We start from the raw sequence: 20,357 nt of genomic DNA, 5'->3' as shown, positions 1-20,357 counted from the left end.
CTCTGCCTATCCGATATCAGCAGGCATCGGGCCTCTCTGTGGACGCGTACACCCGGGAGAGCAATGCGCGCAATTGTTCTCGTTCACTGGAACCGAGGGCGATGAAGAGGCGATCTTCGGCGTCCAGCTGAGCCCGTTCGGACTCGGCAAGGCGCACTACGCCGAGTTCTGTCAGGGTGATGACATGCCGGCGCCTGTCCCGGGGATCCCGTGTTCGTGCGATCAGCCCGTCTGCTTCCAGGGGATTCAAGTGGGTGACCAGGACACTTGCGGCCACGTTCATAGCGGTGGCCAGCTCGCTCTGGTTCAGCACCCCCGCCTGGTTCAACAAGACCATGAGCTGGAACTGGCGAGGCGTCAGCCGGTGCACCGTATGTGCTTCACGCAGCCGATGCATCGCGAATTGACCGAGCAGAGCGAGGAGGAGCCCTGGCCGGGCATGCTCGTCGATTCCCTCATGACCGGCGGTGTGCCGGGAGTCCTCGGTGTCCACGAGTCCAATCGTACATGTTGATAGATTATGTAGAGTGCTACATTATCTATCGAGATGAATGACTGTCGGGCGGATGATCCCGGCGTCCGGACCATGGCCACCCTGCTCGGCAGGGGCGGCCCGACATCACGCGTTGATCTGAGGGAGAAACGATGCGGATCACCATCTTCGGCGGCACTGGCCCTACCGGCCTGCTGCTGATCGACTACGCACTGGCAGAGGGACACGACGTCGTCGCCTTCGCCCGGACACCGTCGAAGCTGCCCACCCGCGAACGCCTGACCGCGGTCACCGGGCAACTCGACGACGCCGCGGCCATCAGCGAAGCCGTACGCGGCAGCGACGCGGTACTCAGCCTGCTGGGCCCGAGCACCAAAGCCGACGATATCCCGCCACTGATCACCGGCTACCGCAATATCGTCGCGGCAATGCGCGAACAGCAGGTCGAGCGGCTCGTCGCGCTGGGTACGCCTAGCATGACCGATCCTGCCGACCGTAAGGATTTCAAGGTCGGCTTGATGGTCAAGGGCATCCGGACCTTTCAGACCGCCGCGTACGACGCCATCGTGACGATCGGGCAGACAGTCCGGGATTCGGGACTGAAGTGGACGCTGGTGCGTGTTCCGCTGCTGACGAACGGTCCGAAAACCGCCACCATCAACGTGCGCTCGATCGGCGACAAGGGAGGCGTGCGCCTCTCCCGCGCGAACGCCGCCGCATTCATTCTCCAGCAGGCCACCGATTCCGACCAGATCGGTCGCGCACCCTTCATCAGCGATAAATAGACGCCGAACCGATTCGGCGACAACCGAATCCACGGCTGATCCGGAGGTCCGTTCCGCGGGCCGGTGCTCGCCGAGCACCACACCGGAGCGGATCGACAGTCGCGCATCAGCTGCGTTGGCGATCCCGTCGGGTCACCGGAGCGCCGGCGACGTCGACGAGCACCTTTCTCGCTCCGAGGTGCCGCCCCAGCTGGAGACCGAGTTGCCCCAGCGTGCCGGTTCCGCCCAGAACGAGCAGGCGGTCCCCCGGCCCGAGCCGCGCTGCCTCCAGGGGCACGAGGATGCCGGTGCCCGCTATCCCCATGGCGATAGCGGTGACATCGTCGGGTACGTCCCAGACCTCCTCGCGCGGTACCAGGGTGCGCTCGGCGAGCGCACCGTACGGGGCCACGGAACGTTCACCGAAGTAGACCCGGCGACCGTCTTCGGCACGGCCCACCCCCTCACCCCGGACGACACAGGGGTATTCGACTCCCAGCCGGTAGGCGCCGGCGACGTCCCAGCCACCGAGCCCTGCGGTCTCGACGGCGATCAGTACCGCCCCGACCCGGGACGGCGGCTCCGGCAGGTCCCGCAGGACGGGGCCGTGCCCCGCTCCTCGATCACGATCGCACGCACCGGCTCACTCCTCCGATCCGAACCGGGGCACCGCCGCCTCCCCGGCGTGATAACCCTCGAGCGGAATGCCGAGCGCGTCGACGACACGGGCGACATGGGCATACCAGCTGATGGTGAGGACCAGCTCGACCATCATCTGCTCGTCGAGGTACGCCGCGGCGGTATCCCACGTCGTATCGGCGACCCCACCGTCGACGAGCTCAGCGGTGAGGGCGAGCACCGCCCGTTCGACCGGCTCGAAGACCGCGTCCCCCGCCTCGGCGGCGGCGACCGCTGCCACCTTGGCTTCGGTCACACCGGCCTCGGCCGCGAGGCGGATATGGCTGCGCCACACATAGTCGCTGCCGCACAGTTGGGCGCACCGCAGGATGGCCAGCTCGCGCAGCGCGCGCGAGCTGAGCGCATCGGCGCGCAGTGTCCAGGCGAAGTCGATCCACCCCCGCAGCAGGTGCGGTGCCGCACCGAGCGCCTGATAGAGACGGGGCACCCCGCCCGCCGCGCGAACGACCTGCTCGTAGATGGCGGTGAGGGTTTCGTCGCCGGCCGGGTCCGCACGCAGGGTCACCCGGCGCCGCTCGTCAGGTGATGACATTGCGGTTCTTCAGTTCGACGATCTGTTCCCAGTCGTATCCCATTTCGAGCAACAGCTCCTCGGTGTGCTGGCCGTGCTCGGGGGCGGCTATCGGGGTCGCGGCCTCCTCGTCGAACTGCACCGGGTTGGCGGCGACGGCCAGCCTGCCGCCGCTCGCGGTCTCCAGGACCGGCAGGTAGCCGTTGGCGGCCACCTGCGGGTCCTGATGAACCTCCAACGGAGTCTGCAGCGGCGACCAGACGCCTTCGATATCCGCGAGTGCCACCCGCCACTCGTCGATCGTGCGGCCGAGGAAAACGGCCTTGAGTTCCTGGGTGCACTCCCGCGCGTTCTTCTCGCGCATCTCGTGGCTGTCGAAGCGCGGGTCCTCGATCAGGTCGGGCCGGCCCATCGCGGTCACCAGTTCGGCCCAGTAGCGGTCCGATTGGAGCATGGTGAGGTTGAGGTGGCGTCCGTCCTTGGTGGGATACATGCCGACGGTCGGATTGATCATGGCCTCGGGGTTGTAGCGGTAGACGTCCTGGTCCGGGAACAACCCGGCCGAGGCCATATCGACCGAGATGTTCCACATCGCGAGGTTCAGCAGTGAGACGTCGACGACCGACGGCTCACCGGTGCGCTCGCGCCGGAACAGCGCGGCCGCGAGGCCACCGGCGATCGTGAGCCCGCCCATCACATCGCCGAAGGCCGAGCGCATCCGCACCGGATACTCCCCGGGCGGACTGATCGTGTACCCGATGCCGCCGCGGGCCCAGTAGCTCGACGAATCGAAGCCACCCTTGTGGGCGTCCGGGCCGCGCACCCCCGCACCATGGCCCCGGCCGTAGATGATGTCCGGATTGGCGGCGCGGATATCCGCCAGTTCGATGCCCAGCTTCTTCCGGGCGTCGGGCAGGAAGTTGGTGAGAAAGACATCGGCGGTCTTGCACAGCTCGTAGAGCAGCTGCCGGCCCTCTTCGCCGTTGAGGTCGAGGCCGAAGCTCCGCTTGCCCCGGTTCGGCACTTCCATCATGTAGTTGACGCCGCCGGCCTGCTGCGGGAGGAACTTCGAGTTCACCAGGCCCCGCTGCGCGTCGCCGGTGACCGGGTGCTCGATCTTGACGACATCGGCCCCCCATTCGGCGAGAACCGCACCGGCCGAGGGGACGAAGGTCCACATCGCCACCTCGATGATGCGCACACCGTCCAACACGTTCGTCATCGCATCCTCCGTCCTCCGGACACCGGAACGGCCATCCCGACCCATGTGTCATATGTGACATTAACCGTCTTTCTTGTATCATACGATCGAGGCGCGGACCCGCGTCAACAGCTCACCCGAAGGCATCGGCATGACGACGGCTCCCCCGGCCACCCCGCCCCTACCGCGCCTCACTCCCGAGACCGAGTTCTTCTGGACCTCCGGCGCGGATGGACTGCTCCGGATCCAGCGCTGCCCGGAAACGGGCACCTGGTACCACCCGCCCCGGCCCGACTGCGGCCCGCACGGCGCGTACGTCCCGGTTCCGACACCGGTCAGCGGGCTCGGCACGGTCTTCTCCTTCACGGTGAACCGTCAGCCCTTTCTGCCGAGCATCGTGCCGCCGTACGTCGTGGCGATCGTGGAGTTGGACGAACAGGAGGGCCTCCAGCTGATGACCCGCCTGGTCAACTGCGACCCCGAGGACGTGCGCATCGGGCAGCGCGTCCGCGTGGTCTTCGAGCAGCACGGCGAGATCTATCTGCCCTTCTTCGAACCACTGACGGACGGTGCCGGCCGATGACGACCAAGTTCGAGCACGCCGCCGCGATCACCGGCCTCGGCCGCTCCGATATCGGCCGCCGCCTCGGCCGCTCCGGTCTCGACCTGACCGTGCAGGCCGCCCGTACCGCGGTCGCGGATGCGGGGCTGACCATGACCGATATCGACGGCCTGGTCGCCTGGCCCGGCGAGTACCCCGCGGCCCCGGGGTTCAACGGACCGAGCCCGTGGCGGGTCAAGGGCGCGCTGGATCTGGATCTGAAGTGGCACCTGGCATGCCAAGAGGGGCCGGCCCAGTTCACGCCCGTCATGGCGGCCGCCATGGCGGTTGCCACGGGGCTCGCGCGGCACGTGCTCGTCTACCGCACCACCGAAGAGGCGACCGCCCAGGGCACCGGCCGCCGGCTACGGACCGACGGAGCCGACGCCGGAGGCGTGACCGGTTACCTGCAATGGCACCGCCCGTTCGGGGCACTCTCGGCCGCCAACTGGCTGGCGCTCAACTACCAGCGCTACCTGCACGAGACCGGCGCCCGCCGGGAGCAGGTCGGCTGGCTGTCGGTGAGCCAGCGGCGGTATGCCGCCGATAACCCCGTCGCCATCCTCAGGGATCCGCTGACCATCGAGGACTATCTGGCGGCCCGGATGATCAGCGAACCGTTCTGCCTCCTGGACTGTGATCTGCCGGCCGACGGGTCGGTGGCGCTGGTGGTCTCGGCGGCCGAGACCGCCGCGGACGCCCCGAAAGCAGTGCGGATCGAGGCCATCGGCTCGGCGATGTCCAACCACCCCGCGTGGGACCAGTGGCGGCACCCGCACCAGATGGCCGCCCAGGACGCGGCCCGGCACCTGTGGAGCCGGACCGACCTGAGGCCCGCCGACGTCGACACCGCCCAGCTCTACGACGGTTTCACGTTCCTCACCCTGATGTGGCTGGAGTCCCTCGGTTTCTGCGAATACGGCGAGGCGCCGTCCTTCGTCGAAGGTGGCGAGAACATCGCACTGGACGGCGAGCTCCCGCTCAATACGAGCGGAGGCCAGCTCTCCGCCGGACGCCTGCACGGCTGGGGGCACCTCTACGAGGCCTGCGCACAACTGCGTGGCGAGGCAGGCGCCCGTCAGGTGGCCGGAGCAGAGGTCGCACTCGCCGCGGCCGGCGGCGGTCCGCACGGCGGCTGCCTACTGCTCACCACCTGACGAGAAGGAGCCGATCCATGGCACTGACCGGACTCGAGCTGCACCACGTGGCGCTGCGCATCCGCCCCGGCACCGAGCACGCGACCGAGGTCTTCTTCGGCGAAGTGCTCGGGCTGCATCCGGATCCGGGGGCCCGCGAGATCCCCGGAATCCCGCTCTTCTGGATGGACGTCGGCAATACCCAGCTCCACCTGTTCTCCGTCGAGGGAACCTCGCAGTACGCGCGCACGCCCGACCGGGACCCGTTCACCCAGCACATCGCGTTCGGTGTCCCCGATATCGCCGCGGCACGCGCCGAGCTGGATCGGCTCGGCACGACGTACTGGAAGGCCGGCCGGGGTGCGGACCTGCAGGTCTTCACCTACGACCCGAGCGGCGCGATGATCGAACTCCACCAGATCGGCACCTGCCGGTGCCAGGCGGTCGCCCGGGCCGGCAGCACTGCCGCCGGCGAAGGCGCTTCCCCGCTGTACACGGCCTGAAATACCGTCAGGAAGAACCCAGTACTGCGGGATCCACGTCGATGACCACTTTGCCGACAACGTCGCGTGCCGCCAGCCGCCGCAGCCCCTCCCCGACGTCCTCGAGCGGATGCACCGAGCCGATCCGCGGCCGGACCTCGCCCCGGAGGTAGCGGTCGAGGATCTCGCGCCGGTGCACGGGAGCCACCTCGGGCAGATGCTCCATGATCGTGCGGTTCTCGAAGCCGACCATCTGCACCCCCTTGAGCAGCACCAGGTTCAGCGGGATCCGCGGGATCTCGCCGGAGGCGAACCCCACGACGACATACCGCCCGCCCCACCGCATCGCCCGCAGTGACTGCTCCGCGCTCGCCCCACCGACCGGGTCGACGACGATATCGGCCCCGCTGCCGGTGATCTCCTTCAGGCGCGTCTTGACGTCCTCGGCCGAGTAGTCGATCGTCGCCACCGCACCCGCGTCCGCGCACGCCGCAAGGCGGTCGCCGCCGCGGGCGATCGCGATCGGACGGGCGCCGAGAGCGCGGGCGATATCGACGGCGGCGAGACCGACCCCGCCGGCCGCACCGAGCACTGCCACCCACTCCCCCTCCGCCACGGCGCCGAAGGTGCGCAGGGCGTGGTAGGCGGTCGTGTAGGTGACGCTGTACGCCGCGAGCGAGCGCGGCTGGACACCGTCCGGCGGCACGGCGGTCACCCGCCGGGCCTCGATCACGATCTGACCGGCGAGCGCGCCGTGGGTGGCGAGCCCGAACACGACGTCACCGGCCCCGAGGCCCGTGACATCGGCGGCGACCTCCAGCACCCGCCCCGAGAATTCGCATCCCGGCACGTACGGCAGATCGACCGTCGCCTGGTAGGTGCCCGCCATGATCAGCAGGTCGGGGAAGTTGAGCGCCGCGCAGGCGACCGCCACCCGGACCGTGCCCGGCCGCAGTTCGGGATCCGGGATCTCCTCGATCGAGACGACCTCGGGGCCGCCACGCTCACGAACGACAGCGGCGCGCATCATCCGCGAGCTCCGCGCCGGCCCACGACATTGCGGAGCGCCCCGATACCACCGACCTCGGTCTCCACCACATCACCCGGCCCGAGGAACCGTCCGTCCTCGAGGCCGACGCCGCATGTGGTACCGGTGAGGATGACGTCGCCGGGCACCAGGGAGATGCGCGGCTTGAAGAATTCCAGGATTTCCGGGACCCCCCACAGCATCCGGCCGGTGGTGTCCTCCTGCCGGACTTCGCCGTTGACCCGGCAGACGATTTTCAGGTCGAGGTCGGCCGCCGGGGCGAGTTCGTCGGCGGTGACGATCCAGGGGCCGATCGGCGTCGTCGCGTCGTTGGCCTTCATGCTGACCAGGTCCGGGCCCTTGTCGCCGGCCCGGAAGTTCCGCGCGCTGATGTCGTTGGCGACGGTGTAGCCCAGCAGGGCCGGCACCGGGTCGTCCGTCAGCGGCGACACCGGCCGGCCGATGACGGCGGTCAGTTCGACCTCGTAGTCCAGTTCGTCGGTGATCGCGGGGTTGCGGATCTCGTCGTCCGGCCCGATCACGGCCGTGATCGGTTTGAGGAACGACGCCAGGTGGGTGGGCCGCTCGGTCCGCCCGAGCCGCTCCAGGTGCCTCCAGTAGTTCGCCCCGACGCCGAGGACCTTCGCGGTCTGCTCGACCGGCGCGAGGAGCCGCACATCGGCGCGGGGCACGGTGGTCCCGGCGATGGGTAGCTCCCGGAAACCGGAGGCGACCAGGGCCGGGGCCCACTCCGCGATCGCCCCATGGATCGGACGGACGTGGTCGTCCTCGAGGAGACCCCAGTGCTGCGTCGCACCGTCGTAGTAGCGGGCGATTCTCATCGTTGCCCTCCTGTCGTGCGGTCGTGGGTGGGGTTGGCGGCGGCCATCTTGCAGTCGCCGTCGCGCGCTGTGCGGCGCAATGCGATGTGCCGATCGAGGAAATCGGGCCGCGGATCCACAGCCCGGCGTGCGCCGCCGCTGCCGGAACCGACGACCATGGTCGCCTCGGCCACTGCGAGCACTTCCCCGGTCGACTCGAGGTACATCTCGGCAGACACGAGGCGTGGCGAAGTTGACCACGCCGGAGTTGCGGTAGGTGAGCACCAGCATCAGGAAGGTGAGATGTTATGTCACAGTAATTCCTCGACAGGTGATACATAAAGTGCCGTTAGTGGCTAGTTTGTATCAGTATTCTGCGGCAGGCAACAGAGCTTCGGGCCGATTGCCCGACCGCAGTCCACCTGCGAACCCGCGAAGGAACCCCATGACCCAGCAGTTCACCGCCCTCGTCACCGGAGCGGGCTCCGGCATCGGCCGCGCCACGGCCGTCCACCTCGCCGCACTGGGCCATGCCGTCGTGGTCGCCGACGTAGACGAGGAGGGCGGAAGGGCGACTGTCGCGCAGATCGAGAGCAGCGCGGGAGCAGCGAGCTTCGTAGTCGCCGATATCGCCGAGGAGCCCGCGGTTCAGGCGATGGTCGAATACGCCGTGACGACCTACGGCCGGCTCGACCTCGCCGTGAACAACGCCGGCGTCGCCCACGCGCCGACCGACCTGCACGAGCTGCCCGCCGAAGATTTCGACCGGGTGATCGCCGTCGACCTGCGCGGCACATTCCTGTGCCTCAAACACGAGATCGCGGCGATGCTCGCGACCGGGGGCGGGCGGATCGTGAACGTCGCGTCCAACGCCGGCGTCAAGAACGCCCCGGCCATGGCCGGATACACCGCGGCGAAGCACGGCGTCGTCGGCCTGACCAAGAACGTCGCGCTGCAGTACGCCCGCCGCGGGATCCGGCTCAACGCGATATGCCCCGGCACGGTCCTCACCGAGGGTCTGGCGGGTTATCCCGAGGAGCACCAGGCCCATTGGCGCGAGATGGTCCCGACCGGCCGCCTGGGGCGGCCCGAGGACATCGCGGCGATCATCGCCTTCCTGCTCTCCGACGATGCCGAGATGATGCAGGCGGCGCTGGTCCTCGCCGACGGCGGCCTCATGTACGCGTAAGAACTGCCGGTGCCGCGTCGAGGGGTGGTCGCGCGGCACGGAGGCGGTGCGCTCCTCGCCGGTCCACCGCATCGAGCTCCCGCCCGGCGCGGTGAACCGCGCGCCGGACTCACGTGACTTTTCCTGCCCGATAGCCGGTGATCAGGCCGGCACAGGAGGAAACTTCACGCGGAGCTCGCCCAGATCGAGCAGCGGCGTGGGCCACTTCATCTGCGGCTCCGCGCCGTCGATTTCGAACTCGGGCACCAGCCGCAGCCATTCCTCCAGTACCAGCCGCATCTCCGCGCGGGCCAGGTGCGAACCGAGGCAGCGGTGCACGCCGCCGCCGAAGGCCCAGTGCCGCTCGGTGCGGCCGAGCACGATGCCGTCGGGGTTCTCGTGCAGGTTCGGGTCGCGGTTGGCCGCGCCGAGGCAGAGCGAGACACGGTCACCGGCGGCAATCGGGATCCCCTCGATCTCGGTGTCCTGGAGGACATAGCGTGGGGGAAACGGCGCGACCGGGTTGAGACGCAGGCTCTCCTCGACGAATTCGGGGATCAGCTCCGGGTCGGCCACCAGCTGGGCCCGCATATCCGGGTTGAGCGCCAGGGTTTCGAACGCGAACATCAGGCTCTGGGTCACGGTGTCGAGGCCGGCCTGGATCATCAGGATCGACAGACCGAGCAGCTCCTCGTCGGTGAACGCCTCGGACGAAGGGTCGTTGACGATATTGGTGAGCAGGTCGTCCCCGTCGGTCACCCCTTTGCGCTCCATGACCTTGGTCTGCAGGTAGGTCATCAGCGCGATTCCCGCCTCCGCGTCACCACCCTCGAGGCCCTGCGGGTCGGCCGATTTGATGATCCGGTCCTTCCACTCGATGAGCTGGTCGCGGTCCCCCAGCGGGAGCCCGAACAGGACCAGGAACACCTGGGTCGGGAACGGCACGGCGAGCTCACTGAAGATATCGGCCTCGCCCTTGGCGGCCATCGGCGCGATCAGCTCACGAACCTGCTCGCGCAGACTGTCGTACATTTTCTTGATGACGCCCGGACTGAAGAAGGGCGCGAGGATGCGGCGGTGACGGAGCTGTTCCGGCGGGTCGTACATCAGCGGCGGCTGGGGTACCGGACTCTGCAGAACGTCGTAGGCGCGCACCGAGGAGAAGATCTCGGGGTGCTGTAGCACCTGCTCGACCGCGGTGTCGGTGGTGGCCATGAAGGAGCCGTGGACATCCGCGATCGGGCCGGCTTCGTTCAGTGCGCGCCAGCCGACGGCCCGGCCCTCCGCCGTCTGCATCGGCAGTTCCATCAGGTTCACGGATTTCATCGGACATGTGGCTTCGGTCATCGCCGGGCTCCTAAGTGGTCACACTTGTTAGACACAGTGAGCATCTGATACACATTAAACACATTTAGTCGATGTGTATCAGATTTTGGTCGATCTGCGGCACGACCCTTGACGACCTGGAGGCGCCCATGCGGATAGAGCTCAATCACGCCCTCTGCCAGGGCCACGCCCGGTGCGCGGCACTCGCTCCGGAACTCTTCGAGCTCGACGACAACGGGTACGTCATCACGGAGAGCCACGAGATCTCCGCCGCCGCCGAGCCGGCGGCCCTTCTCGCCGCCAAGGTGTGCCCCGAGAAGGTGATCAGTGTCCGGGGGTGAGGCCGGCGGCGCGGTGCTCGTCGAACACGAGGACGGTGTTCTCGTCAGCACGATCAACCCGCCGCATCGCCGCAATGCCATCGACCTGCCGACGGCCGAAGCGCTCGCGCACGCGCTGGACGAACTGGACGAGACTCCCGGGCTGCGGGCCGTGGTCCTCACCGGCGCCGGAGGTTTCTTCAGCGCGGGAATGGACCTCGAGGCGTTCGCCGAGACGGGCGAGCGCCCGATCACCGCGTCCCGTGGTGGTCTCGGCATCATCCGGCGACCGCCGGTCGAGCCGATCGTCGCCGGCCGGCTGGGACGAGACGTTCAGCCGCCGCCTCGGCCGACGCGGCTGGCTCGATATGACGCTGCCGGTGGAATACGGGGGCGGCGGGCGCAGTCCGATCGAGCGGTTCGCCGTCACGGAAGAGCTGCTGGCAGCGAGCGCGCCCGTCGCGGCGCAAAAGGAACGCCCGCCGCTGGCAGCGGAGACGGCGGCCGCCGGCGACCAGGCCGTCCGCGCCACGCTGCGCTACGGGTTCGCCGACTCGCACACCGAGTTGGTCATCGCCGCCGCGAAGGTGCGGACCGCACAGGCGGCCGGCCTCGGCGCGGCGATCGACCACCAGGTGCACGCCGCGCTCGGGATGACCGAGGAGCACCCGCTCCACCACAGCACCACCCGGCTGTGGTCGTGGCGGTCGGAATGGGGCAGCGAGGCCGCCTGGTCCGAGCTGCTCGCCGACCGCGTGACCGCCGTCGGCTCGACGGGGTTGTGGCCCTTGGTGACAGGAGTCCGATGAGCGATCTGCTCTACGACGTGGTGGACCGCGTCGCCACGATCACCCTCAACCGCCCCGAGCGGAAGAACGCCTTCACACTCGACATGGTCGATGCCTGGACCGACGCGCTGCGCGCCGCGGCACGCGACCCGGCGGTCCGGGCCGTCGTGGTGACCGGGGCCGGCGATGCCTTCTGCTCCGGTGTCGACCTGTCCGCACTGGCCGCGGTCGAGGACACCCCCATCGGGCGCAAGCACATGCTGATGGACCGCATCCACCAGGTCGCGATCGCCATGGCCGATCTCGACAAACCGGTGATCGCGGCAATGCGCGGGGTGGCCGTGGGCGCCGGACTCGATATGGCCCTGCTGTGCGATATGCGTGTCGCGGGACGTTCGATCCGGCTCAGCGAGGGCTACATCAAGGTCGGCCTGGTCCCCGGCGACGGCGGCGGCTGGCTGCTCCCCCGGCTCGTCGGACCCGCGAAGGCGATGGAGCTGCTGCTGACCGGCGATGTCGTCGGCGCCGACGAGGCGCTCCGGCTCGACCTGGTCAACCAGGTCTACGAGGACGACAGCGTGCTCGACCGGGCACTGGACCTCGCACGCCGGATCGCCGACGCGCCGCCGGTCCAGGTCGCCATGATCAAGCGGCTGGTGCGCTCCGCGGAGTCGGTCGACCTGCGCACCCACTACGACATGGTGTCCTCGCACTTCGGCGTGGTTTCGGCGCTCGCGGACTACGCGGAGGCACAGCGGGCCTTCCGCGATAAGCGGCCCGGCGACTACCAGGGTCGTTGAGTTCTCGGCAGCACCGAGGGCGTGGAGGCCCCGCCCTCGGTACCTGCCCGTTCCGTACCGACAACCGCTTCGAACCCTCCCGATGCCCACACACGAACAAACCTGCGACGACGGATATGCACCCCGGCCCACTCCGACGCGCTTGCGCCACCGCACTGAACAGCGCTGAGCCGGCACATATTTCGACAGCCGCTCCGACCCCGCTCGCGCGCTCCGCTCAACGCTCGTCGAGCAGAGTGGCGAGATCCTCGGTCAGCGGCACGCCGAGCCGCTCGCGCTCGGCGCGGTAGCGCGCCACATTGCGCAGTTCGACGTCCGCGTAGCCCCGCACCAGTTCGGCGGCGACCTGTTCGTCCGGGTCGCCGCACCGGGCAACCCCGAGCTCCAGGAACTCCTGCACGATCTCCGCGCGATCCCGGGTGTCGTGCGGACCGATACCGAGATAGCGCTCACGACCCCGAGCCCCTATCGGGTGGACCCACTGCTGCAAAGCTTGACCGCCGCGGCGGGCCGGGGCCGGGCCGGGCGGTCGGCGGACACTCAGGACTCCGGGTAGGAGTAGATGCCACGGCCGGTCTTGCGGCCCAGCCGGCCCGCCGCCACCAGGTTGCGCAGAGTGACGGTCGGCTTGAACCGGTCGCCGAGGGTCTGCTCGAGCGATTCCAGGATGTGCAGGTACGTGTCCAGCCCGTTGAAGTCGCCGAGTTCCAACGGCCCCATGGGCCAGTTGAAGCCGACCTTCAGCGCCTTGTCGATATCTTCCGCGCTCGCCACGCCCTCCTCCAGCATCCGGAGGCATTCGAGCCGGACCAACGCCGAGATCCGGGAGGTGAGGAAACCCGGGCTGTCCTTGCGGCAGAGCACGGTTTCCTTGCCGAGCGACGCCCCGAAGCCGAGCGCTTGCTCGATGGCTTCCTCGCTCGACTCCAGCCCCGCCACGACCTCGACGAGCCGCATCAGCACGGGCGGGTTGAAGAAGTGCAGGCCGACCAGGCGCGCGGCGGCCTCCGGGATCGCCGAACCGATGGCGGTGATCGAGAGCTGGCTGGTGTTGGTGCCCAGCAGCGCGTCCGCCGGAGCGTGCTGAACCACCTCGGCGAAAACGGCCTGCTTCACCTCCAGCACCTCGACAACCGATTCGATGACGACACCGGCACCCGGCACCGCATCGGCGACCGAGGTGCCGGTCACCAGGCGATCGAGGACAGCCGCGGCGTCGGCTTCGGACAGGGCGCCCTTCTTCACGAAGCGCCGCAGGCTCGCCTCGATCGAGGCCCGGCCGCGCTGTAATTGCTCCGCACTCACGTCGACCAGCGACGTGTCGTGCCCGGCCGTGGCCACCAGCTGGGCGATCCCGCTGCCCATCGTCCCTGCACCGATTACGGTGATCCGCATCGACTCCGCCTCATCTCGTCGTTCTTCTCTCACCGTTCACAACGGGAGACAAATATGACACTATCTGATCTAGTCGTTTCAGAGCGGGAGTCGGCGGTCAGCCGTCGCCAACCGAACGGGAGGCAGGGCTGTGAGCGAAACTTTCGTGGTCATCGGAGGCGGAGTCGGCGGGGGGACGGCGGCATTGGCGTTGCGGTCCGAGGGCTTCACCGGCCGGATCGTGGTGCTCTGCGCCGAGCCGCGGCCGCCCTACTCCAAACCTCCGCTGAGCAAGGGCGTCCTGCGCGGCGAGGAGGACGCCGATCGGACGGCGCTGCGCCCACCGGCCTGGTACGCGAAGAAGGACATCGAGATCCGCACCGCGGTGAGCGCGACCGACCTGGACACCGAGCGAAAGATCGTCCGGCTCTCCACCGGCGAGGACCTCGCCTACGACAAGGTCCTGATCGCGACCGGCGGCCGCCCCCGCACCCTGCCCGGTGCCGACGGTGTCCCCGGCGTGTTCACCCTGCGCACTGTCGAGGACTCGGTCGCGATCGCCCGGCAACTCGGTCCCGGGATCCGGCTCGTCGTCGTCGGCGGCGGCTTCATCGGCGGCGAAGTCGCCGCCGGTGCGCGCACCCTCGGCTGCGAGGTCACCGTCCTCGAGGGGCAGAGCAGCCCGCTCGAGCGGCTGCTGCCGCCGACCCTCGCGGGTCTCTACATGCGACTGCACACCGAGCACGGCGTCACCTTCCACACCGGCGTCGCGGTATCCGATATCGACGACGGGCCCCGCGGCCTGGTCGCCCATGCCGCCGACGGTGCCACCTACCCGGCCGACCTGATCGTGGTCGGTATCGGCATGGTGCCCTGCGACGAGCTCGCACTGCGCGCGGGCCTGCGAGTGGACAACGGCGTCGTCGTCGATGAGCAGTGCCGGACATCGGCTCCCGATGTCTTCGCGATCGGCGACGTCGCCAACGCCCCGCAGCCCTACCTCGGCCGCCGGATGCGCATCGAGCACTGGCAGAACGCTCAGCACCAGGCCAAAGTCGCGGCGCGGAATATGGCAGGCGGCAGCGCGGAGTTCGCCGAGGTCCCGTGGGTCTGGTCCGACCAGTACGACACCACCATCCAGATCACCGGCAAACCCGAACCGACCGACGAGGTGCACCTGCGGGGTGATGTCGACGGGTGGAACTTCTCGGCAGTCCTCACCCGCGCCGGCGAACTGGCCGGCTGCGTGGCCTTCAACCGTGCCGACGACGTCCGGGCGGCCCGGCGCATCATGACCGACCGGTTGCCGGTCTCGCTCGAGCACCTCACCGACCCCCACCACGATCTCGGCGAACTGGCCGAGGCCGCTGCGGCCGCGGCACCCAAGGAGTACGCATGAAGCTGGGACGACTGACCGACGGGCGGACCGAATTCTGGGCGCTGGTCGACGCCGACGAGACCCGGGTCCGCCGGATCCGCGGCAGTATCCGGGAGTGGGCAGGCCCGCTGGCGACGGCCTGGGACACCGGGGTTCTCGACCTCGGGGACTCGCTCCCCCTCGACGGCCTCACGATCCTGGCGCCCGCGGAGGAGACCGCGAAGGTCGTCTGCCTCGGCGCCACCTATGCACGGCATGTCACCGGTCTGGGCATCGCGCCCACCCCGCATCCGGCCGGCTTCTGGAAACCGAACGACGCACTCGTGGGCGCCTACGACGCTATCGAATACCCCGCGATCAGTACGGCCCTCGACTTCGAGGTCGAGTTCGTCTTCGTCACGGCCGGGCCGGTGGACCGCTCCGCCCCCGGGGCAGCGCTGCTGGGCTTCACCATCGGCAACGACACCTCGCTGCGCGACCTGCAGTTCGGCGGATCCGTGACCGGGATGGATATGTTCTCGGCGAAGAGCCAGGTCCGTTCGACCCCGCTGGGGCCGTGGATCGTCACCGCCGACGAATTCGGCCCCGGCCTGCCCGACCTCGCTCTGACATTGACCGTCAACGGCGAGAAGCGCCAGTCGGCACGAACATCGGATATGTCGTTCTCCCTGGACACCCTCATCACCTGGGCCGACGAGCGTACGCCGCTGCGGGCCGGAGACGTGATCTTCACCGGCACCCCGGAGGGGGTCGGCCACGAAGACGGCCGCTACCTCGCGCCCGGCGATCTCGTCGAGATCACCATCGAGCGACTCGGCGCGCAGCGCAACCGGGTCGGCGCCCGCACCGCGGCGGTGACCCGATGACCCCTCCTTTCACAATGCTGCTCAGCGGCGACCTGATGGTGAAGGACGCCGACCGGATGGCGGAACTGCTGACCGCCAAGGTCGGCGTGCACGGCCACCCGAACTGGCGGCAGGCCTTTCCCGGCCACCCCTACGTCGCGCATTTCCTGCGCACCCACAAGTCGCTGGCCGTCGCACCGACCCGTATCGAGCCGCAGGGCCATCTCGACGCCCCCAACCAGGGCGACCCGATGTTCCCGGTCTATCTGCACAGCCTGGCGGAGTTCCAGGGCCCGGCGCGGCCGATCAAAACGCACGCGACCGTACTCATCACCGACGACCTCGAGGGTATGGTCCAGCGGTTGCACGAGCGGAAACTGCCGTTCCGCGTCGCGCGGCTCACCCCGGAGATGCCGTTCGATCGGATCTGGCTCGGCTGCCGGCCCGAGGACCCGCGCTACCACCCCGATATCGACGGCGGGCTGTGTATCGAGATCATGGCCGCCGGGCCGCTGCGGCTCCCCGCGGCGGCGTACGAGGTCCCGCCGCCACCGCCGCGTGACCCGCGACCCGCCGATCTGGTGCGGGTCGTCGCCCGCGGCTTCCTGGTGCGCGACCTCGCCGATGTGCTCGCCCGGTTGCGCGAGAACCTGGACTGGGAGCCGGCGGTGATCGAGGAGTTCCCGGACGAGGGGCTGCGCCGGGCGCGGATGGGCTTCGCCCTCGGCCACAGCGGCACGCTCGATCTGATCGAGCCGACGAAATGGGCGACCGACGAAGGACGTTACCTCTACAACTGGGGGCCCGGCCCCTACTACATCCGGCTCTCGGCGGTCGACTTGGACGCCAAGGAGAAGGATCTCGCCGATCGCGGCACCCGGTTCAGCCGGATCACCCTCGGATCGGCCGGCGGGGAGCTGATCCGGATCGATCCGGACGAGCTGGACGGCGCGCTGATCGAGATCGTGCAGCACCGAGGGTGAGCACTTGCCCTACCGGCCGAGGCTCTCGGCCGGTAGGGCAAGGCCTACAAGCCGAGATCCTTGGCGATGATCGTCTTCATGATCTCGCTCGACCCGGCGTAGATCCGGGTGACCCGGGCGTCGGCGTACGCCTTGGCGATCGGGTATTCCAGGATGTAGCCGTAGCCCCCGTACAGCTGGAGACAGCGGTCGACGACCCGGCCCTGGAGTTCGGTGCAGAACAGCTTGACCTTCGCCGCGTCGGCGGGGCCGAGGTCGCCGGCCTCGTGGGCGAGCAGCGCCCGATCGAGCAACGACTGTCCGGCTTCGACGTCCGCGGCGCAGGCGGCGAGTTCGAACTTGGTGTTCTGGAACGAGCCGACCGTGGTACCGAATGCCTGCCGGGTCGACACGTACTCGACCGTCGTCTCGACGGCGTGCGATGCCGCCGCCTGGCTGTTGACCGCGATGGACAGTCGTTCCTGGGCGAGATTGCGGGTGAGGTAGGTGAACCCCTGCCCCTCCTCACCCAGCAGGTTCGCCACGGGCACACGCATATCGGTGAAACTCAGCTCGGCGAGGTCCTGCGACTTCAGGCCGAGCTTGTCCAGCTTGCGCCCGCGGACGAAACCCTCGGTCGCCGCGTCGACGACGAGCAGCGAGATCCCGCGGCGGCCCGCGGCGGGGTCGGTTTTGACCGCGAGAACGATCAGGTCGGCGGTCCGGCCGTTCGTGATGAAGGTCTTGGCGCCGTTGACGATGTAATGATCGCCGTCGCGCACCGCGTGGGTCGCCATCGCCTTCACGTCCGAGCCCGCACCGGGCTCGCTCATCGCGAGCGCGGCGATCGCCTCACCGGTCGCCAGTCGGGGCAGCCAGCGCGCCTGCTGCGCCCGGGTGGCGAGATCGAGGAAATAGGGCATGCAGATATCGGTGTGCACGCGCAGTCCGCCGAGGGCCAGCCCGGCACGCTGCGCCTCCTCGGTGAGGACGACGTTGTACAGGAACGACGTCTCGCCGCCCCCACCGAACTCCTCCGGGATCTGGGTGCCGAGCAGACCGAGCTCGCCGGCCTCCAGCCAGAACTCCCGGTCCGGGTGCCCGGCCGTTTCCCACTCCGCGTAGCGGGGCACCGCCCGCGTGTGCAGGAAGCGGCGCACGGTCTCCCGGAACACCTCGTGGTCCTCGTCGAACAGGGTGCGTCGCATCATCGTTGGTCACTCCGTCTGGTGGTGGTCCGGGGCGCGGGCCGCGGGCCCGTCAGAGCCGCTCGACGACCAGTGCGTTGGCCATGCCGCCGTTTTCGCATATCGTCTGCAGTCCGTAGCGGCCGCCCGAGGCCTCGAGGGCACCGAGCATCGTGGTCAGCAGCCGGGCACCGGACGCGCCGAGTGGATGCCCGAGCGCGATGGCGCCCCCGGACGGGTTGAGCCGATCGCCGTCGGCGTCGAAATGCCGCTGCCAGGCGAGCGGGACACTCGCGAACGCCTCGTTGACTTCGATATGGTCGATCTCGCCGAGTTCGAGGCCGGCTCGGTCGAGCACCTTTTCGGTGGCGGGGATCGGCCCGGTGAGCATCGTGACCGGATCGGAGCCGACCACGGCGGTCGACAGGATCCGGGCCCGGGCACGCACCCCGAGCCGATCGGCCTTCTCCTCGCTCATGAGCAGCAGAGCAGCCGCGCCGTCGGTGATCTGGGAGGAGTTACCGGCCGTCACCGACCACTCGATATCGGGAAACCGCGGCGCGGCGGGATCATCGGCGAAGGCCGGCCGCAGGCCCGCGAGCGCGTCCACGGTGGTGTCCGGCCGGATCGTCTCGTCGGCGCTCACCTCGCGCCCCGGCCCGGCGCCGCCGGGCACGGTGACCGGCACGATCTCGCCGGCCATCACCTCCCGCGCCGCCGCGGCACGGGCGTGGGACCGGGCGGCGTACTCGTCCATATCGCGCCGGGTGATGCCGTAGCGGGCGGCGACCAGTTCCGCCGCAACACCCTGACCGACCAGACCGGGTGCGTACCTGGCCGCGACTCCGGCACCGAACACGTCCGCGCCGACGCGGGCCGAGCCCATGGGTACCCGGCTCATCGACTCCACGCCACCGGCGACGGCGATATCGTAGGCGCCGGCCATGATCCCGTGGGCCGCGAACTCCACGGCCTGCTGGCCCGATCCGCAGCGGCGGTCGATCGTCACCCCCGGCACGTGGTCCGGCATCCCGGCCGCCAGCCAGGCGAGCCGGCCGGGCGTGAACGCCTGCTCGGAAGCCTGACTGACACAGCCGATCAGGACATCGTCGACCAGTGCCGGATCCACCCCGCTGCGGCCGATCAGGCCCCGCAGCACCTGAGCGAGCAGGTCGACCGGGTGCACTGCCGAGAGGGCACCACCCGGCTTGTCGCCGCGGGCCGGCCGGCCCCGGCCGAGCGGCGACCGGACGGCCTCGACGACGACGACCGAGGCGCCCTTCACGACGCCGGCGTCCCGATGAGCGCCTGCTCGCGCAGCCGGGCGCAGATCGCGGGGTTTCCGAGGATCTCCTCGTATCGGTCACGTGTGGTGGCGAGGTCCCAGAATGTGTCGGCGATCTGCCGGGAGGTGATGTGTGCGGCCAGGTCCTCGTGGAACGCGCGGTACTCGTCCCAGGCACGGTCGCCGGGGCGACGGGCCGTGGCGTCGAGACTCTTCGCGCGCTCGGAGTCGCCCTCGATGATGAGTCCGGCGATCGGCACGGCGCCGGCGTAGACACCCTGCGAGGCGATGTCGACGTACAGACTCTGCACGTAATTGCGGATCGCCGCGCAGGCCATCGCGTAATTGGCGCTGAACAGCACCGGCTCGATCGCGGACATCGGCATACAGAAGAGCAGGGCACCGTCACGCCGCTCGAGCATCCCGGGCAGGACGTGCTCGACCGCGGCCACCGCGCCGTTGAGGAGTCCGAGCATCGGCGCGAGCTTGTCGACCGTGATATCGCGCGGCGCGCACATGGTGCCGGAGGTCGCCGGCGGCCCGTAGTAGAGCGCGTGGATCGCGCCGTGCTGCTGCTCGATCTCGGTGAGGGTCGCCCGGAGCGCGGCGAGGTCGGTGACGTCGGTGGCGTGCGCCGACGAGGTGATGCCCTCGGCGGCGAGCTGCTCGACGAATCCGGCCAGACGCTCGGCCCGGCGGGCGACCAGCGCCACGCGGTATCCGCTGCGACCCCATCGACGGCCGACGGCGAGCCCGATACCCGGGCCCGCCCCGATCACGACGATCGTCTTCGACTCCTCGTTCGACATCTGATGTACTCCTGTTCAGGCGGATTCGAGGGTGATGACGAGCTCGGGGCACGCGTCGGCGGCCTCGACGGCGGTTCGGGCGTGCTCGTCGCCGACCACGTCGCCGTCGAGGTACACGAAGCCCTGCTCGTCGAGCTTGAACACGGAGGGGCAGATCTCCGCGCAGATGCCGTAGCCGCAGCACTTCTCGGAATCGATCGACACCTTCATCGTCATGACGTTGCCTCCAACGAGTAGGAACCGACGGCCGGGGGCCGCGGAGTGCACGGGGGTAGCGCACCGAGGACCGGTACCAGGGCGCGCCGCAGGATCTTTCCGGTGCCGGTGCGCGGCAGCTCGTCGCCCCCGACCACCATGTCGAGCGACAGCTTCAGGGCCAA

General features: G+C 69.2%; 26 protein-coding genes and 1 pseudogene. 13 read left to right on the top strand and 14 right to left on the bottom strand.

Going from position 1 to position 20,357, the window contains the following annotated elements:
• Positions 1-16 precede the first annotated feature (16 nt).
• Positions 17-493 (bottom strand): MarR family winged helix-turn-helix transcriptional regulator, encoded by a 477-nt coding sequence (locus tag IEY68_RS32290; protein WP_063000745.1) that lies wholly within the window; start codon positions 491-493, stop codon positions 17-19.
• 152 nt (positions 494-645) lie between these two features.
• Between IEY68_RS32290 and IEY68_RS32285 the strand changes: the two genes are divergently transcribed.
• Positions 646-1,278 (top strand): NAD(P)-dependent oxidoreductase, encoded by a 633-nt coding sequence (locus IEY68_RS32285; protein ID WP_063000743.1) that lies wholly within the window; start codon positions 646-648, stop codon positions 1,276-1,278.
• Positions 1,279-1,384: 106 nt separating this feature from the next.
• Here IEY68_RS32285 and IEY68_RS32280 read toward each other — a convergent pair whose 3' ends face one another.
• The 3 genes from IEY68_RS32280 to IEY68_RS32270 form a co-directional block, all read right to left on the bottom strand.
• Positions 1,385-1,717: a hypothetical protein gene (locus IEY68_RS32280; RefSeq protein WP_229719170.1), complete on the bottom strand. Its 333-nt coding sequence runs from the start codon at positions 1,715-1,717 to the stop codon at positions 1,385-1,387.
• Between the two features lie 183 nt (positions 1,718-1,900).
• Complete coding sequence (locus IEY68_RS32275) at positions 1,901-2,488, bottom strand: carboxymuconolactone decarboxylase family protein (RefSeq protein ID WP_189094617.1); 588 nt, start codon at positions 2,486-2,488, stop codon at positions 1,901-1,903.
• Positions 2,475-3,689 carry a CaiB/BaiF CoA transferase family protein gene (locus IEY68_RS32270; protein WP_063000739.1) on the bottom strand — a complete coding sequence of 405 codons (1,215 nt, stop codon included), beginning with the start codon at positions 3,687-3,689 and terminating at the stop codon, positions 2,475-2,477. Before IEY68_RS32270 ends, IEY68_RS32275 begins: the two co-directional genes overlap by 14 nt.
• A 130-nt stretch (positions 3,690-3,819) precedes the next feature.
• On the opposite strand from IEY68_RS32270, the gene IEY68_RS36580 reads away from it, so the two are divergent.
• The 3 genes from IEY68_RS36580 to IEY68_RS32260 are packed head-to-tail and all read left to right on the top strand — an operon-like array spanning position 3,820 to position 5,908.
• The gene (locus tag IEY68_RS36580) at positions 3,820-4,251 is read left to right on the top strand and encodes a Zn-ribbon domain-containing OB-fold protein (RefSeq protein WP_063916467.1); all 432 of its coding nucleotides are present in this window, start codon (positions 3,820-3,822) and stop codon (positions 4,249-4,251) included.
• Complete coding sequence (locus IEY68_RS32265) at positions 4,248-5,426, top strand: thiolase family protein (protein ID WP_063000735.1); 1,179 nt, start codon at positions 4,248-4,250, stop codon at positions 5,424-5,426. Before IEY68_RS36580 ends, IEY68_RS32265 begins: the two co-directional genes overlap by 4 nt.
• Before the next feature lie 17 nt (positions 5,427-5,443).
• Positions 5,444-5,908 (top strand): VOC family protein, encoded by a 465-nt coding sequence (locus IEY68_RS32260; RefSeq protein WP_063000733.1) that lies wholly within the window; start codon positions 5,444-5,446, stop codon positions 5,906-5,908.
• 7 nt (positions 5,909-5,915) lie between these two features.
• On the opposite strand, the gene IEY68_RS32255 is transcribed toward IEY68_RS32260, so the two are convergent.
• Genes IEY68_RS32255 through IEY68_RS32245 form a run of 3 tightly spaced genes read right to left on the bottom strand, consistent with a single transcriptional unit; the run spans position 5,916 to position 7,962 of the window.
• On the bottom strand, positions 5,916-6,917 hold the full coding sequence (locus IEY68_RS32255; protein ID WP_229719169.1) for an NADPH:quinone oxidoreductase family protein: 1,002 nt from the start codon (positions 6,915-6,917) through the stop codon (positions 5,916-5,918).
• Complete coding sequence (locus tag IEY68_RS32250) at positions 6,914-7,756, bottom strand: fumarylacetoacetate hydrolase family protein (RefSeq protein ID WP_063000723.1); 843 nt, start codon at positions 7,754-7,756, stop codon at positions 6,914-6,916. The genes IEY68_RS32255 and IEY68_RS32250 overlap by 4 nt, the downstream gene beginning before the upstream one ends.
• Positions 7,753-7,962, bottom strand: a complete 210-nt coding sequence (locus tag IEY68_RS32245) for a hypothetical protein (RefSeq protein ID WP_063000721.1) — start codon at positions 7,960-7,962, stop codon at positions 7,753-7,755. The genes IEY68_RS32250 and IEY68_RS32245 overlap by 4 nt, the downstream gene beginning before the upstream one ends.
• Before the next feature lie 218 nt (positions 7,963-8,180).
• Between IEY68_RS32245 and IEY68_RS32240 the strand changes: the two genes are divergently transcribed.
• Entirely contained in the window at positions 8,181-8,924 is a 744-nt protein-coding gene (locus IEY68_RS32240; protein ID WP_063000719.1) for an SDR family NAD(P)-dependent oxidoreductase, read from the top strand.
• Between the two features lie 141 nt (positions 8,925-9,065).
• On the opposite strand, the gene IEY68_RS32235 is transcribed toward IEY68_RS32240, so the two are convergent.
• The gene (locus IEY68_RS32235) at positions 9,066-10,250 is read right to left on the bottom strand and encodes a cytochrome P450 (protein ID WP_063916465.1); all 1,185 of its coding nucleotides are present in this window, start codon (positions 10,248-10,250) and stop codon (positions 9,066-9,068) included.
• 71 nt (positions 10,251-10,321) lie between these two features.
• On the opposite strand from IEY68_RS32235, the gene IEY68_RS32230 reads away from it, so the two are divergent.
• From IEY68_RS32230 to IEY68_RS37235, 5 genes and pseudogenes are all read left to right on the top strand, one after another.
• The gene (locus IEY68_RS32230) at positions 10,322-10,570 is read left to right on the top strand and encodes a ferredoxin (protein WP_229719168.1); all 249 of its coding nucleotides are present in this window, start codon (positions 10,322-10,324) and stop codon (positions 10,568-10,570) included.
• Positions 10,557-10,736, top strand: a pseudogene (locus tag IEY68_RS37245) (crotonase/enoyl-CoA hydratase family protein); the annotation flags it as partial. The gene IEY68_RS32230 and the pseudogene IEY68_RS37245, both read left to right, overlap by 14 nt.
• A 181-nt stretch (positions 10,737-10,917) precedes the next feature.
• Positions 10,918-11,358 carry a hypothetical protein gene (locus IEY68_RS37240; protein WP_505784701.1) on the top strand — a complete coding sequence of 147 codons (441 nt, stop codon included), beginning with the start codon at positions 10,918-10,920 and terminating at the stop codon, positions 11,356-11,358.
• Positions 11,355-12,137, top strand: coding sequence for an enoyl-CoA hydratase/isomerase family protein (locus tag IEY68_RS32215; RefSeq protein WP_063000715.1), 783 nt, complete (start codon positions 11,355-11,357; stop codon positions 12,135-12,137). Before IEY68_RS37240 ends, IEY68_RS32215 begins: the two co-directional genes overlap by 4 nt.
• Positions 12,138-12,381: 244 nt before the next feature.
• The gene (locus tag IEY68_RS37235; protein ID WP_189094618.1) at positions 12,382-12,693 is read left to right on the top strand and encodes an Lrp/AsnC ligand binding domain-containing protein; all 312 of its coding nucleotides are present in this window, start codon (positions 12,382-12,384) and stop codon (positions 12,691-12,693) included.
• Here IEY68_RS37235 and IEY68_RS32205 read toward each other — a convergent pair.
• Entirely contained in the window at positions 12,678-13,532 is an 855-nt protein-coding gene (locus IEY68_RS32205) for a 3-hydroxyacyl-CoA dehydrogenase family protein (RefSeq protein WP_063000711.1), read from the bottom strand. The two genes, IEY68_RS37235 and IEY68_RS32205, sit on opposite strands and share 16 nt — an antisense overlap.
• A gap of 130 nt (positions 13,533-13,662) precedes the next feature.
• On the opposite strand from IEY68_RS32205, the gene IEY68_RS32200 reads away from it, so the two are divergent.
• The 3 genes from IEY68_RS32200 to IEY68_RS32190 are packed head-to-tail and all read left to right on the top strand — an operon-like array spanning position 13,663 to position 16,717.
• Entirely contained in the window at positions 13,663-14,910 is a 1,248-nt protein-coding gene (locus IEY68_RS32200) for an NAD(P)/FAD-dependent oxidoreductase (protein ID WP_063000709.1), read from the top strand.
• Complete coding sequence (locus tag IEY68_RS32195) at positions 14,907-15,755, top strand: fumarylacetoacetate hydrolase family protein (protein ID WP_063000707.1); 849 nt, start codon at positions 14,907-14,909, stop codon at positions 15,753-15,755. The genes IEY68_RS32200 and IEY68_RS32195 overlap by 4 nt, the downstream gene beginning before the upstream one ends.
• Positions 15,752-16,717, top strand: coding sequence for a VOC family protein (locus IEY68_RS32190; protein ID WP_063000705.1), 966 nt, complete (start codon positions 15,752-15,754; stop codon positions 16,715-16,717). Before IEY68_RS32195 ends, IEY68_RS32190 begins: the two co-directional genes overlap by 4 nt.
• Before the next feature lie 44 nt (positions 16,718-16,761).
• On the opposite strand, the gene IEY68_RS32185 is transcribed toward IEY68_RS32190, so the two are convergent.
• From IEY68_RS32185 to IEY68_RS32165, 5 genes are read right to left on the bottom strand one after another with little or no spacing between them, the layout of a single operon-like run.
• Positions 16,762-17,904, bottom strand: a complete 1,143-nt coding sequence (locus tag IEY68_RS32185; protein WP_063000703.1) for an acyl-CoA dehydrogenase family protein — start codon at positions 17,902-17,904, stop codon at positions 16,762-16,764.
• A 52-nt stretch (positions 17,905-17,956) separates the two neighbouring features.
• Positions 17,957-19,168 carry a thiolase family protein gene (locus IEY68_RS32180; RefSeq protein ID WP_063000700.1) on the bottom strand — a complete coding sequence of 404 codons (1,212 nt, stop codon included), beginning with the start codon at positions 19,166-19,168 and terminating at the stop codon, positions 17,957-17,959.
• Positions 19,165-19,977 (bottom strand): SDR family NAD(P)-dependent oxidoreductase, encoded by an 813-nt coding sequence (locus IEY68_RS32175; RefSeq protein WP_063000698.1) that lies wholly within the window; start codon positions 19,975-19,977, stop codon positions 19,165-19,167. The genes IEY68_RS32180 and IEY68_RS32175 overlap by 4 nt, the downstream gene beginning before the upstream one ends.
• A 15-nt stretch (positions 19,978-19,992) precedes the next feature.
• The gene (locus tag IEY68_RS32170) at positions 19,993-20,193 is read right to left on the bottom strand and encodes a ferredoxin (protein WP_229719167.1); all 201 of its coding nucleotides are present in this window, start codon (positions 20,191-20,193) and stop codon (positions 19,993-19,995) included.
• Positions 20,190-20,357: a hypothetical protein gene (locus IEY68_RS32165; protein WP_189094616.1), complete on the bottom strand. Its 168-nt coding sequence runs from the start codon at positions 20,355-20,357 to the stop codon at positions 20,190-20,192. The genes IEY68_RS32170 and IEY68_RS32165 overlap by 4 nt, the downstream gene beginning before the upstream one ends.

Source organism: Nocardia jinanensis (genome assembly GCF_014645735.1).
GTDB lineage: Bacteria > Actinomycetota > Actinomycetes > Mycobacteriales > Mycobacteriaceae > Nocardia > Nocardia jinanensis.
The sequence above is the reverse complement of the archived record's forward strand: the minus strand, read 5'-3'. Positions and strand labels throughout refer to the sequence as shown.

What these genes read in the sequence shown, in the direction of transcription:
- IEY68_RS32195 (WP_063000707.1), top strand. Translation starts at nt 14,907, where the DNA reads ATGAAGCTGGGACGACTGACCGACGGGCGGACCGAATTCTGGGCGCTG.
- IEY68_RS32170 (WP_229719167.1), bottom strand. Translation starts at nt 20,193, where the DNA reads ATGACGATGAAGGTGTCGATCGATTCCGAGAAGTGCTGCGGCTACGGC.
- IEY68_RS32245 (WP_063000721.1), bottom strand. Translation starts at nt 7,962, where the DNA reads ATGTACCTCGAGTCGACCGGGGAAGTGCTCGCAGTGGCCGAGGCGACC.
- IEY68_RS32285 (WP_063000743.1), top strand. Translation starts at nt 646, where the DNA reads ATGCGGATCACCATCTTCGGCGGCACTGGCCCTACCGGCCTGCTGCTG.
- IEY68_RS36580 (WP_063916467.1), top strand. Translation starts at nt 3,820, where the DNA reads ATGACGACGGCTCCCCCGGCCACCCCGCCCCTACCGCGCCTCACTCCC.
- IEY68_RS32205 (WP_063000711.1), bottom strand. Translation starts at nt 13,532, where the DNA reads ATGCGGATCACCGTAATCGGTGCAGGGACGATGGGCAGCGGGATCGCC.
- IEY68_RS32230 (WP_229719168.1), top strand. Translation starts at nt 10,322, where the DNA reads ATGTGTATCAGATTTTGGTCGATCTGCGGCACGACCCTTGACGACCTG.
- IEY68_RS32190 (WP_063000705.1), top strand. Translation starts at nt 15,752, where the DNA reads ATGACCCCTCCTTTCACAATGCTGCTCAGCGGCGACCTGATGGTGAAG.
- IEY68_RS32265 (WP_063000735.1), top strand. Translation starts at nt 4,248, where the DNA reads ATGACGACCAAGTTCGAGCACGCCGCCGCGATCACCGGCCTCGGCCGC.
- IEY68_RS32175 (WP_063000698.1), bottom strand. Translation starts at nt 19,977, where the DNA reads ATGTCGAACGAGGAGTCGAAGACGATCGTCGTGATCGGGGCGGGCCCG.
- IEY68_RS32250 (WP_063000723.1), bottom strand. Translation starts at nt 7,756, where the DNA reads ATGAGAATCGCCCGCTACTACGACGGTGCGACGCAGCACTGGGGTCTC.
- IEY68_RS32240 (WP_063000719.1), top strand. Translation starts at nt 8,181, where the DNA reads ATGACCCAGCAGTTCACCGCCCTCGTCACCGGAGCGGGCTCCGGCATC.
- IEY68_RS32270 (WP_063000739.1), bottom strand. Translation starts at nt 3,689, where the DNA reads ATGACGAACGTGTTGGACGGTGTGCGCATCATCGAGGTGGCGATGTGG.
- IEY68_RS32275 (WP_189094617.1), bottom strand. Translation starts at nt 2,488, where the DNA reads ATGTCATCACCTGACGAGCGGCGCCGGGTGACCCTGCGTGCGGACCCG.
- IEY68_RS32185 (WP_063000703.1), bottom strand. Translation starts at nt 17,904, where the DNA reads ATGCGACGCACCCTGTTCGACGAGGACCACGAGGTGTTCCGGGAGACC.
- IEY68_RS32215 (WP_063000715.1), top strand. Translation starts at nt 11,355, where the DNA reads ATGAGCGATCTGCTCTACGACGTGGTGGACCGCGTCGCCACGATCACC.
- IEY68_RS37240 (WP_505784701.1), top strand. Translation starts at nt 10,918, where the DNA reads ATGACGCTGCCGGTGGAATACGGGGGCGGCGGGCGCAGTCCGATCGAG.
- IEY68_RS32260 (WP_063000733.1), top strand. Translation starts at nt 5,444, where the DNA reads ATGGCACTGACCGGACTCGAGCTGCACCACGTGGCGCTGCGCATCCGC.
- IEY68_RS32255 (WP_229719169.1), bottom strand. Translation starts at nt 6,917, where the DNA reads ATGATGCGCGCCGCTGTCGTTCGTGAGCGTGGCGGCCCCGAGGTCGTC.
- IEY68_RS32235 (WP_063916465.1), bottom strand. Translation starts at nt 10,250, where the DNA reads ATGACCGAAGCCACATGTCCGATGAAATCCGTGAACCTGATGGAACTG.